This is a genomic window from Gemmatimonadota bacterium, assembly GCA_039715185.1.
GTDB lineage: Bacteria > Gemmatimonadota > Gemmatimonadetes > Longimicrobiales > RSA9 > DATHRK01.
This window is the reverse complement of sequence record JBDLIA010000101.1, coordinates 1-11597: the sequence shown is the minus strand read 5'-3', so window position 1 is coordinate 11597 and position 11597 is coordinate 1. Positions and strand designations below refer to the sequence as shown.

At 68.3% G+C, this 11597-nt stretch carries 10 protein-coding genes; 5 read left to right on the top strand and 5 right to left on the bottom strand.

Translation table 11 applies throughout. From position 1 onward, the window contains the following. Positions 1 to 468 precede the first annotated feature (468 nt). Positions 469 to 1029 (top strand): sigma-70 family RNA polymerase sigma factor, encoded by a 561-nt coding sequence (locus ABFS34_14220; GenBank protein ID MEN8376599.1) that lies wholly within the window; start codon positions 469 to 471, stop codon positions 1027 to 1029. A 28-nt stretch (positions 1030 to 1057) separates the two neighbouring features. Here the strand turns inward: ABFS34_14220 and ABFS34_14215 are convergent, their stop codons facing one another. Both ABFS34_14215 and ABFS34_14210 read right to left on the bottom strand, forming a co-directional pair. Beyond that, on the bottom strand, positions 1058 to 1369 hold the full coding sequence (locus ABFS34_14215) for a hypothetical protein (protein ID MEN8376598.1): 312 nt from the start codon (positions 1367 to 1369) through the stop codon (positions 1058 to 1060). 9 nt (positions 1370 to 1378) lie between these two features. Beyond that, the gene (locus ABFS34_14210) at positions 1379 to 3754 is read right to left on the bottom strand and encodes a hypothetical protein (GenBank protein MEN8376597.1); all 2376 of its coding nucleotides are present in this window, start codon (positions 3752 to 3754) and stop codon (positions 1379 to 1381) included. Positions 3755 to 4121: 367 nt separating this feature from the next. Here ABFS34_14210 and ABFS34_14205 point away from each other — a divergent pair, with 367 nt between their 5' ends. Continuing rightward, positions 4122 to 7262, top strand: coding sequence for an outer membrane lipoprotein-sorting protein (locus ABFS34_14205; protein MEN8376596.1), 3141 nt, complete (start codon positions 4122 to 4124; stop codon positions 7260 to 7262). Then, positions 7263 to 8447 carry a hypothetical protein gene (locus ABFS34_14200; protein MEN8376595.1) on the top strand — a complete coding sequence of 395 codons (1185 nt, stop codon included), beginning with the start codon at positions 7263 to 7265 and terminating at the stop codon, positions 8445 to 8447. It begins immediately after the preceding gene. 3 nt (positions 8448 to 8450) lie between these two features. Here the strand turns inward: ABFS34_14200 and ABFS34_14195 are convergent, their stop codons facing one another. After that, positions 8451 to 8897 (bottom strand): MarR family transcriptional regulator, encoded by a 447-nt coding sequence (locus ABFS34_14195; GenBank protein MEN8376594.1) that lies wholly within the window; start codon positions 8895 to 8897, stop codon positions 8451 to 8453. A gap of 208 nt (positions 8898 to 9105) precedes the next feature. On the opposite strand from ABFS34_14195, the gene ABFS34_14190 reads away from it, so the two are divergent. Together ABFS34_14190 and ABFS34_14185 are read left to right on the top strand one after the other, a co-directional pair. Next, positions 9106 to 9486 carry a plastocyanin/azurin family copper-binding protein gene (locus ABFS34_14190; GenBank protein ID MEN8376593.1) on the top strand — a complete coding sequence of 127 codons (381 nt, stop codon included), beginning with the start codon at positions 9106 to 9108 and terminating at the stop codon, positions 9484 to 9486. An 88-nt stretch (positions 9487 to 9574) separates the two neighbouring features. Further along, positions 9575 to 10048: a YaiI/YqxD family protein gene (locus ABFS34_14185; protein ID MEN8376592.1), complete on the top strand. Its 474-nt coding sequence runs from the start codon at positions 9575 to 9577 to the stop codon at positions 10046 to 10048. A 13-nt stretch (positions 10049 to 10061) separates the two neighbouring features. Here the strand turns inward: ABFS34_14185 and ABFS34_14180 are convergent, their stop codons facing one another. Then, complete coding sequence (locus ABFS34_14180) at positions 10062 to 11312, bottom strand: FAD-dependent oxidoreductase (protein MEN8376591.1); 1251 nt, start codon at positions 11310 to 11312, stop codon at positions 10062 to 10064. 63 nt (positions 11313 to 11375) lie between these two features. Next, the coding region (locus ABFS34_14175) for a winged helix-turn-helix domain-containing protein (protein MEN8376590.1) at positions 11376 to 11597 on the bottom strand (222 nt) is incomplete at its 5' end.

Here is an 11597-nt window from a genome sequence, read left to right as displayed (position 1 = left end):
TAGCCCACTCGTTCCTACGGACGCGGACGGACGCCAGTGGGCACAACTTCGCGGGAATCCGCCGTGGTTGTGGGCGAACTAGCGTTTGCCGGTTGCGTGGTTTACGCTTTGCAAGCAGGGGGTCGCCGGTTCGATTCCGGCCAGGTCCACGGCCCGTAGCTAATGCGGCGCGAAGCCACCGGCCGACCAATCCTTCCACAACCGCTCGGTTGACCTGCAGATCGCCAGTCCTCGCCCTGCGTCGCCATCAAGTGGTAGCAACCTCGAGTAGGCACGTGGCTTGCTCGCAGGCTCTCTCACACGCCGCGGAAGGCGCCTCCCCCAAGTCCTCCGCTCCGTCGGATCGCCCCGGCTGTAGGAGCCCCTCCGCGTGCCCCTGGACAGGTCGCCTCTGCGGGTTAACGATGGAAGCGGCGCGGTGCCGTATCCGTGTCTGTGCTTTTCGTACGAGCGTTCTCGGCTGGTCTGATGTCGAGCACCTGCGTTCCACCCGCGCTCGATGTCGAGGAAAGATCCCTGGTTCAGGCCGTGGGCGCCGGGGACCGCGAGGCGCTCGCGAGCTTGTTCGAGACCTACGCCGCTCCGATGAAACGGGTCGCACTGGCCGTCACGGGGTCGGCGATGGAGGCCGAGGACGTCGTGCAGGACGTCTTCCTCCGCCTGCCGGAATCGATCGCCACGTTCGAGTGCCGCTGCCCGCTGTGGGGTTGGCTCCGGCGGGTCACGATCCTGCGGGCGCGCATGGCGGTTCGGGCCCGCCGCCGTCGCCGCGAATCTTCGCTCGCCTACGAGGCACAGGCCCCCGGATCACCGGATACGCAAGTCGAGCTGATCGCGCTGGAGCGAGCGATCGCGTTGCTCCCGCCGCGCTACCGCGCGGTGCTGCTCATGCGGGAGCTGGGAGGGCTCACGCACCAGGAGATCGGCCGCGCGCTCGGGACGACCGCCAATGTCTCCTGTGTCACGCTATCCCGAGCGCGAAGCAGGCTGCGGCACGATCTGGACGTCGCGGGCCCGGAAAGAGGGTAGCGCGCACCGCGGGGCCAGACACCGCATCTCACACGTATCCGAACGGCTCGCTCGAGGGGCGCCACCTGATCGCTCCGTCGACACACGAGATGCCTACATGAGGGGTGGCCCCGACGTCCACGCGCAGGGAGTCCGAGAGACCTCGCCGCGGCAGCGTTACCTCCAACATGACCGAATCGTCGGGGACCGGGTGGTCGAACGAGTCGGCCAGGCTGATCCGATAGTCGGTCCGGACGGCCTCGCGGCGGTACACCTCCTCGCCGTCCACGCGCACCAGGACGGGCTCGTCGTCGAACCCGTCCTGGAGCGCCACGTGCAGCCGCCGCTCCCGGGTGGCCATGCGCCTCCGCTATTTCTTCGCTTTCTTGGCCCTGTTGCTGGACTTCGTCCGGGACTTGCCGGCCTTGGCGTAGGCCTTCTGTCGCGCGTCCATCTCCTGCACCACCGACGGGAGCACGTTCCTGTCGCTCAGCGTTTCCTTGGCGGTCTCCAGGGTCTCTACCGCCGCCATGGGGTTGCCTTCCTCGGCGAGGAACTCGGTGAACTGCTCCACCGCCTGCCGGTAGTCGATGTGCCCGAGCGTGTCGGCCGCTATCTCGGGTTCGTCGATCAACGTTCTCGACAGCGCCTGCTCCGCCTCGTCTGGCTTCGCACCGATGACCTGGAACTGCTTCACCACGTCCAGGGCGCCGGCCGCCCGGGCCTCGCGGAACCCCTCGGTCTCTCCCTCTACCTGGAGGAGCTTGTAGTCCCGCATGAGCGGGTTGGCGAGCGCGAGCCGCGCGTGGACGGCCACCCGGCGTTCGTCGAGCTGATCGGCCACCTCCCGCAGCGTGTCGTTCGCCTTTTCCAGGTGGCGGCTGCCGTGGAACGCGAGCACGCGCCCCACGTCCTCGGTGAAGAAGTCCTGCGCCAGGAACTGCTCCTCGTAGCTGCGGGGCGGCGCCACGCGGACCCGGAGGGCGTTCGAGACGACGTCCTCCTCGCCGATCCGGAGCGACGCCTGGACATCGTACATGCCGGGCTCGTCGATCTCCCAGCCGCCGACGCCGGTGCCGATCCGGAGCGGCGCGTACAGCGACTCCCCGGGGACGAGGACCTTCTGCTCGCCGTGATGGCAGTACTGCGCCAGCGGCCTCCACAGCCGGGCCGGCTCGCCCCGCTTCCTGATCACGACCGTGAGCGCGTCGGGCCGCTCGAGGATCGCCTCCTCCACGATGAGCGGTTGGGTCGAGGTGTTCGTGAGCTTGAGCTCGACCACGACGGGCTCCATGAACTCGAAGTAGTCGAGACTACGGTGCACGCGGATCTCGAGCCCGTAGGCGGAGCCGGGCAGGACGTTCGCCTGCTCGAACCCGTGGTGATCGAACCAGTCGGCATTCCCCATCTGGACAAAGCGCGCGGGGGCGTGCCGCATGAAGAGGAGCTCGCTGGGGCTGAACCGGAATTCGAAGTCCGCGAAGAACGACGCCTGCCCGCCCGACACGTAGTAGGGATAGTTCATGAAGCTCCGCGCCTCCGGCTCGTTCGCCAGCGGAATCCACGGTGTTCCCAGGGCCTTCTGCCACGAGTGCGCGAGGTTGAACGCGTGCCCCATCTCGTGGCAGGCGGTCCAGAACTTCATACGACGCACCCAGGCCGCCCCGTTGGGGTCGGTGCCCGGCGCGTTGTTGATGAAGGAGTCGTTGAAGATGGCGGTGCCCTGGCGGTGGTTCGGGCCGATGTCGTCGAACATGATGCCGCCCAGGCCCGTGCCCGCGTCGTGGAGCGCGGCGAACAGGACCCACATGGCCCACTGCGGCTGGTCGGCGAAGCGCGACCAGTAGATCTGCATCGCGTCGTGCATCTCCATGTCGCTCCAGCGGGCGTTGGGACCGGCCCCCCCGATCGGCAGCCCTCCCGTCGAGGAGGTCACCTGGAGGCCGGCCCGGCGGAAGACCGTATCGATGGTGAGGTTCTCGGCCGGCAAGCCCGGGGGCCGGTTGGGGTGGTCGCCGGTGTTGATGTTCGTGACCGCCGTCGTACCCGCGACGCAGTCGTATTCGAAGTCCACCGGGTGCGCGTAAGGCGACAGCCAGCGGTACTGCCGCACGCGCGTGGGCACGCCGCGGCCCGTGAAGCGGACCACGACTCGGCGGTTGCCCGGGAACCACGACTTCGTGACCTGGATCGTGAGACCTGAATGAGGGAGCCACGCAGTGTCACCGTTCTTGTACCAGATCGAGCCGGCGTAGGTGTTGGCCCCGATGGCCCGCAAGTCCGCGATCCAGTGGACGCGGGTAGCGAGCCCGCTGGTGATGGTTCCGCTCGCCTTCAAGAGCGGATAGCGGCCGTCCACGTCGAGACGGAGCTCCTCACGGCGGAACCACGGCGCCGCCGCCGACGTCTCGAGCGCCTCTGTGACCGACTCGGCGGCCGTGATCTCCGGCTCGATGGCTTCCTCTTCCGCCTCCGCCCCACCGGGACTGGGCGGGCGGACCGGGAGGGGCAGGGGCAGTGGGATGGGCCGTAGCGACCACTTCCATTCGTACAGGCCGCTCGCCTGGAGCAGCCACGGTGGAAGCGGGAGCGGCTGGATCGGCACCCCCAGCGCCCAAGGCGCCGCCTCCTCGAGCGCCGCGGCGCGCGCTGCCTGGGCCTCGACCTGTTCGTGCAGGTCCAGGTCGATGTGGTGTTCGAGCTCTGTGGTAGTGCCGACGTTCTTCGAGCCGCCGTCCTTCGTCATGATTGGCCTCCGGCGTGATGGGATGGATTCGGTGGGCAAGGAGCGGCCCTGCAACTTCGTGAGGAGACGTCCGCCGTTGCGGCCGTCGGACCACGAGGAGTCGGGGGTCATGCAGGGCGTCGGGCTCGTGCGGGGGAGCGCTTCCGGCGCCTTGGTACCCGCCCTGTCTGAAAGCTGGTTGCCGCGAGTGGGGGATTCCTTAACGTCAGCGACCTGTGCATTGACCCGGAAACCTGCGCCGTGCCTGCGTAGTCTCCCAACCTCGACTACGTAATCGCTGCCGCCGGCCTGTACCCTCCCCGGGCGCATCATCCAGCGAGGCTCCACCCAGATGGTGGCGTCACTTCATCGCTGCGAGGAGAGCGCGTTGAGCGGGCACACCGCGGATCCAACCGAACCACGACCCCGGCGGAGCGAGCGCTATTTCGCCTGGCTGCTGACAAGGCGCGCCCTGGTACTGGCGGCGGCGGGCGGCATCACGGTCGCGGCGTTGATAGGCGCCTCGCGCGTGCGGGTCGATGTCGACGTCGAGCAGTTCATCCCCTCGTGGGGCGCGGCTCGCGCGACGTACGACGACTACAAGCTCGCCTTCTCCAAGGAAGACACGAGGTTCTCGGCCTTCTGGCGCAGTCGGCACTCGCCCGGGGAGGCGCTCTACGGGGAGCTCGAGCGGATCGCGACGCAGTTCGAGGAAGTCGGCCTCGAGGACGTGCAATGGATCGGCGGGGTCACCGTCGCGGATCAGGTCGAGCTGGACGGTGAGAGGACGCTCAGCATACACCCGCTGGTCGACGTCGACAGTCTGAGCGATGACTACGTCCTGCGTACCCTGGAGCGGCACCGCGACGACGCGCTGTACACGGGCTACCTGTGGAACGCGGACCAGACCGCGTTCGGCGTGCACGGCTACCTTCCGGAGGCCCGCAACGAGGACCGCCAGCGACGTGAGGCCGAGGCCGCGCTGACGGCCCGACTCGACTCGCTGGACCTCGACGGGGCGAGCATCGCGCTCAGCGGTATCCCCCTGCTCCGCTCCCGGTCTCCGCGCCTGCTTCAGGCCGACATTCTGGTCTTCCTGGGCGGCGGGCTGATCCTGGCCTTCGCGCTGCTCTGGATCGCGTTTCGCCGAGTGCGACTGGTTCTGCTCTCTCTGGCATCGGTGGTGCCGGGCTACCTGTGCACGCTGGGCGTGATGGGCTTGCTCGACAAACCGATAACGATGCTCACGAGCTTCATCCCCATCGTCGTGCTCGTGGTGGGGGTCAGCGACTCCATCCACATCGTACAGCATTTCAGGAGCCTGCGGCCCGAGGCGTCGAACTCCGACGCCGCCGTGGCCGCGCTCGGCGACATGGCGATGCCCTGCTTCTACACCTCCATCACGACCGCTGTAGGGTTTCTCAGTCTGGCCGGGACCGGGATCGGCATCGTGGTGGACTTCGGGCTGTTCACCGCGCTCGCGATCCTGCTCACCTACGCCTTCAGCATGACGGCTCTACCGGTTCTGCTCGCCGGCTCGCGGTCCGCCGCGGTTGCGGACACTTCTGTGTCCGCCCTTTCCGTGCTCAGCGGCATCGCGAACGCGGCCGCCCGGAGGGCCCGCCGCCCCTCGGCGGGCATCGCCGCCGCGTTCGGGCTGGTGGGACTGGCCTGCATCGTCGGAGCGGCAGGTCTGCGGGAGAACACCTTCATGGTCGACGACTACAAGGAAAGCTCCGAGATAATGCGTGACCTGCGCTGGATAGAGGCCTCCGGCTTCGGTCTGTTCCAGATCAACGTGTTCCTGGAGCAGGATGGCGAGACGCCGCTCCACGATCCGTCGATGCTCCGCTGGATGGACGACCTGCAGAAGACCGTCAGCGCCGATCCCGTCGTCACCGCCGCGGTGGGGCCACCTGAGTTGTTCAAGCAGCTCAGGGGCGCGTTCCTGGAAGGCTCGGACGATGATCGTACGATTCCGGAAAGCAGCGACGAGGCGGGTCAGCTGCTGTTCCTGGCCTCCCTGGAAGACGACGGGTTCGCCGACGACGTCTATCGGCAGCACGACGGCGTGGCCCAGTCCATGTTCACGGTCCGGGACGCGGGTTCGGAGCGGATTCAGCCAATCCTGCGCCGCATCGACCGATACATCGAGGCCAATCCTCCTCCGGTGGGGAAGGCGACCACCACGGGACTGGTCACCATGGTAAGCGACTTCACCGCGAGGCTGCTGAGGAGCTTCGGGCCGAGCCTCGCTCTGACAGTCATACTGATCTTCGCGATCATGGTCGTGATGCTGAAGTCGGTCCCCCGAGCGCTGCTCGCGCTGATCCCCAACTTCTTTCCGCTGCTGGTACTGCTGGGCGTCATGCGCCTGGGCGGGTTCGACCTCAAGCCGTCGACGATCCTCGTGTTCTCGATCGCGTTCGGGCTGGCGGTGGACGACACGATCCACCTGCTGGGTCGCCTGCGAGGCGCGCTCGACCGCGGCGCGGACCTGACCGAGGCGCTGGACGAAAGCCTGGCCGGCGCGGGGGCCACGGTACTGCTGACCAGCACGCTGATCGTGGCCGGATTCAGCCTGCTCATGCTTTCCCAGTTCGAGGTGCTGTTCCTGATCGGCATGCTCACGGCGGTCAGCGCGCTGGCGGCCGTGACGGCGGACCTGCTGCTTCTACCACTGGTCCTGCGCGCCGCCGACGCGCTGGGACGTCGCGCGTCCAGAGCGCTCCCCCTCGTCGCCCTCGCCGGTCTGGGGGCGGTCGCGGCGCCCGGATCCACGGCCGCTCTGTCCGCTCAGGAAGCGACCGCCGAGGCGCGGCGAGGGCGCGCGATCGCGGTCGAGGCAGAGGCCAGGGACCGCGGCTGGCACGACTTCTCGGCGCGCCTGACGATGGTGCTCCGCGACGCCGATGGCGACGAGCGGACTCGCGAGCTGCGAACCTCGACGCTCGAGGGAACGGACGACGGTGACAAGACGCTCGTGGTCTTCGACAGTCCCTCCGACCTGCAGGGAACCACCCTGCTCACGCACTCCCATCACGATCGTTCGGACGACCAGTGGATCTACCTGCCCGCGTTCAAGCGCGTGAAGCGCGTCGCCTCCGGAAGCCAGTCCTCCTCGTTCATGGGCAGCGAGTTCGCGTACGAGGACATCGGCGCGCAGGGGGTGGACAGGTACCGATACCGGTACGTGCGCGAGGAGGCCCTGGACGGCCTCGACTCCTTCGTCGTGGAGCGGCGCCCGGTGGACCCGGCATCCGGCTACGGCAGGCAGGTGATGTGGGTGGATAGCCTGGAGTACCGGGTTCTGCGCATCGACTACTACGACCGGAAGGATCAGCCGCTCAAGACTCTCCGCGTGAGGAACTATCGCCGATACGAGGACCGCCATTGGCGCCCCGCCGAGATGCACATGCGGAACCACGCCACGGGCAAGAGCACGACCCTGATCTGGCGGGATCTTGTTTTCGAGGACGGGCTGACGGAACGGGACTTCGCCCGCGGGGCCCTCGGCCGGGCGCGTTGAATGGCGAAGCGGGCGTGCGAAACTCGCTGGCACGAATCGGCTTCGGTCGCGCTGCTCGCGCTGGTGTGCGCCGGGGTGGCGCTCCCCGCCGCGGCCTCGGCGCAGTGGGACGGCAGCGTCTCCTCGTCGCTGAGGATGCACGGTGGAGACGCGCTCGCCGGCTCGGCCCACGGCGAGGTGGATCTCAGCGTCCGGGCGCGGGCGACCTGGCAATGGGATGACAGGCGCCAGTCGCTAACGGTAGAGCCGTTCCTGCGGCTCGACCTCCTGGCCGATGGACGGTCCCGGCTGGATTTCCGGGACCTGAGCTGGACCAGGGCATGGAATCGCTGGGCGCTCGTCGTCGGGTCACGGGAGGTTTTCTGGGGGACCGCGGAGTCTCGCCATCTGATCGACGAGATCAATCAAAGAGAGCCCACCGCGACGATCCGGGGCTACGACAAGCTCGCTCAGCCCATGCTGTCGGCGAAGGCGTTCATGGACTGGGGAGTTCTCGAGGCCTTCCTGCTGCCCTTCTTTCGGCCCCGACCTTTCCATGGGCGGTCCGGACGCCTCTCGTCTCCGCTGCCCGTGGCCGATGAAACGGCCGTATTCGAGGCGGGTTCGGGGAGATTCCACCCGGACCTGGCCGCGCGCTGGTCGCACTCCTTGCGGGCGTGGGACGCGGGATTGGCGTTCTTCTACGGCAATGGCCGCGACCCGCGACTCGAGCAGTCCGGCGATACGGTCTGGATCCCGCACTACGATGTCGTGAACAGGACCATGATCGACGTGCAGTGGACCGCGAGTCGGTGGCTGGTCAAGGCCGAGGCGGTTACGCGGGGCTCCGCACTGTCCCGTTACTCGGCGGCGGTCGGGGGCGTGGAGTTCGCTCCGCGGGATTTCGCCAGCGTGTTCCTGGAGTACTCCTACGATAGCCGCGGCACCGAAGCCACAACGGCCCAGGAAAACGACGTGTACGTCGGCGGGCGCCTCCTGACCCAGGACGGCTCGCTCCAGTCAGGTCTGTTCGTGGACAGGTACTCCGGGGCGGCACTGGCGACCGCTGAGGCGAGGTGGCGCTTCGGGGCCGACATCGTCCTGTCCGTCGAGGCTCGGAGATTCTGGGGCGAAGCATCCGAGCAGCCGCCACGGGCGCCTCACCAGGAATCGTTTCTGGCGATCGCCGCCGAGCGGCATTTCTGAGGCCTACGCGCCGCGGCCGAGCTTTCTGCACAGCTCTCCCAGCGTCCGCTGCTCTTCGCTGGTGAGCGTGCCGAACTCGCGGACGATGGCGTCGGCCTGACGCGGAAAGATTCTGCGGATGCGCTTCCTGCCGGCGGCGGTCAGCGCCACCAGCTTCTGGCGCCGGTCACCCTCGACCGGACGGCGCTCGACCAGTCCGTCCCTTTCCAGGTTGTCCAGGACCGTGGTGATGTTGCCCTTGGAGCTGAGGATCTTCTCGCCGAGCTGGCGCTGGTTCATGGGACCGAGGTGCAGCAGGGCCTCGAGCACCTCGAACTGGGTCCGCGTCACTCCGTGCTTCGTGATCTCCGGCTCGAGGCGAGCGGTCACCGAAGCGTAGGCGCGCATGAACTTGACGAAGGTGTTGAGCGCGCGACGGCGCCTAGCGGTTTCCCTGGAATTGCGGACCATCAAGACATGCCTCCCCCCGGCGCCCCGACCCACCTGCAACCCCTGCAGCGGAACTTTCGTCGATAGTACGATGTTAAACGATCGAACATCGAACTGTCATCCAAGAAAGCGTACGAGCGGAAACGGGCTCGGACAAGCATCGGCGACGGAGTCTGACGGTTCGAGATCAACTCCGTCGACGAAGACATGGCACAGGAGAACCCGGAGCATGACGATTCTCAGCCGCATTCCCGCGCTCGGCCGCACCTCGGTCGCCGCGGTCCTCGCGACCTCGCTTCTGTCATTCGGTTGCAGCGACGCCGCCGGCCCCCCCGATGACGAGGGTCCCACGCAGACGACATCGGTCAGCGTGCTCGACAACCGGTTCGCGCCGCCGGCCAACGCCATCGCTCCCGGAGCGACGGTGACGTGGAGTTGGGGCGGATCGAACCCGCACAACGTGACCTTCGACGACGACGCGATCGGCAACTCGTCGACCCAGACGGGCGGATCCTTCCAGAAGGCCTTCGCCGACGCGGGGGAGTACACGTACTTCTGCACCGTGCACGGGAGGTCGGTGATGTCGGGCCGGGTGGTGGTGGGTAGCTAGCCCGGCCGCCGGACCGTTTCGGCCGGCGTGTTCCCCCGGCTAAGATTGCCGGCCAAGCCGGGAGTCTCAGACGGGGGAGCGCAAACGCATGAAGATCTGGGTCGACGCCGATGCGGCCCCGCGCGACGTGAAGGATGTAGTGGCGCGGGCCGCGGCGCGCATCGAGTCGGAGGCCGTGTTCGTCGCCAACCGGCGCCTCTACACACCCGCCAACAACCGCTTCGTCAGCGCCGAGACCGTCGCGGGCGGCCCCGACGCCGCTGACGATTACATAGCCGAGGCGGCCGAGCCCGGAGACCTCGCCATCACCGCGGACATCCCGCTCGCCGCGCGGCTGGTGGAGAAGGGAGTCGCGGTCATCGACCCGCGCGGCACCGAGTACACGGCGGAGAACGTGGGCGAGCGGCTGTCGGTGCGCGACTTCATGGACGGCCTGCGGGCCGCGGGCGTAGAGACGGGTGGACCGAGCGGGTTCGGCCCCAAGGACAAGCGCGCCTTCGCGGCGACCTTCGACCGGGTGCTGACTCGCCTGGTCAGGGCGCAGCAGAGGAGCGCCGGCTAGACGACGCCCGCCGTCACGCGACCCCGCATACGCCGGTTTCGGGCAGCACCAGCTCGACGTCGCGCGCCGAGTCCAGGTCGCCGGCCAGCGCCGCGACCACCGAACGCACCTGTTCGTAGCCCGTGCGCAGGAGGAAGGTGGGCGCGCGCCCGTAGCTCTTCATGCCGACGATGAAGAAGCCCGGCTCGGGGTGTGACAGCTCGGCGAAGCCGTGCGGCGGCACGGTGCCGCAACTGTGGACGTTGGGGTCGATCAGCGGCGCGAGCAGGGTCGGGCTTTCCACCGCGGGGTCGATCGCCAGCCGCAGCTCCCTCAGCATGTCCAGGTCCGGGCGGAAGCCGGTCACCGCGATGATTTCGTCGATGCCGATCATGGTGCCGTTGCGACCCTGCACGCGCAGCGCTCCGGAGCCTCCCTCCAAGGCCTCGGTGCGGAATCCAGGCACCACCTCGATCGCGCCGCTCGCCACCAGCTCCCGGACGCGCGAGCCGAGCGAGCCGCGCGCGGGGAGCTGGTCGGCGGCGCCGTTGCCCAACCGCGGTTCCGACCCGCGTAGCGCCCACACGACTTCCGTGGCCGGCTCCTGCTCGGCAAGCGCGCACAGGTCCAGCAGGGCGTTCAGCGCGGAATCGCCCGCGCCCACGACCAGCACCCGGCGGCCGGCGTAGCGCCCCCTCTCCGCCCCCGACACGTCGGGGATGCGGCGGGAGATGAGATCGCCGTGCTCGGCTTCACCCAGGGCCGACAGGCCCGCCGAGCCGAGCGGGTTGGGGTTGCCCCACGTCCCTGACGCGTCGATCACCGCGCTCGCGAGAAACCGCTCCTCGACGCCATCCTCACCCCGCGAGTGGATAACGAACGGCGCGTCCTCGCGCCCGCGGTCGCTGAGCTTGTCGATGCCGGAGCGGCTCACTCCGACCACCCGGCGCCCGTACCGGATCGCCGACCGGATCGCCGGGAGGTCCGCGAGGGGCTCGATCAACCGCTCGACCAACTCCGCGCCCGTGGGAAGCTCATCGTCCGGCGGCGCCGCCCAACCGGCGTCGCCCAGGACTCGCCGCGCGAGCGGATCGACGTTGTACTCCCAGGGCGAGAACATCCCCACGTGTGCCCAGTCCCGCACGTACGTTCCCGGGCCCTCGCCGGCCTCGAGGATCAGCGGGCGCATGCCCCGCTCGGCGACGTGGAGCGCCGCGGTGAGTCCCACCGGCCCCGCGCCGATGATCGCGACCGGAAGCTCCTCGGTGCGGGTTCCGCGGGGCATCGACAGAGTTATCATCGTAATCTCACGATCATAGAGTGCAAAAAAAATCGACGGCGGCCGCGCTCAGAAGATCTCTCCGACCTTGGTCCTGAACCACTCAATGTTCTCCTCGTGCAGGCAGTAGCTGGTGGCGGGCCCCTCGACCGTTCCGTCCACCCAGCCGGTGTCCCTGAGGACCTTCAGGTGCTGCGAGACCGTCGCCTGCGAGCGCGGCAGGTGGTCGACGATGCTGCCCGTGATGCACCCGGGGTGCGTGAGCAGGAACTGCAGGATCTCGAAGCGGAT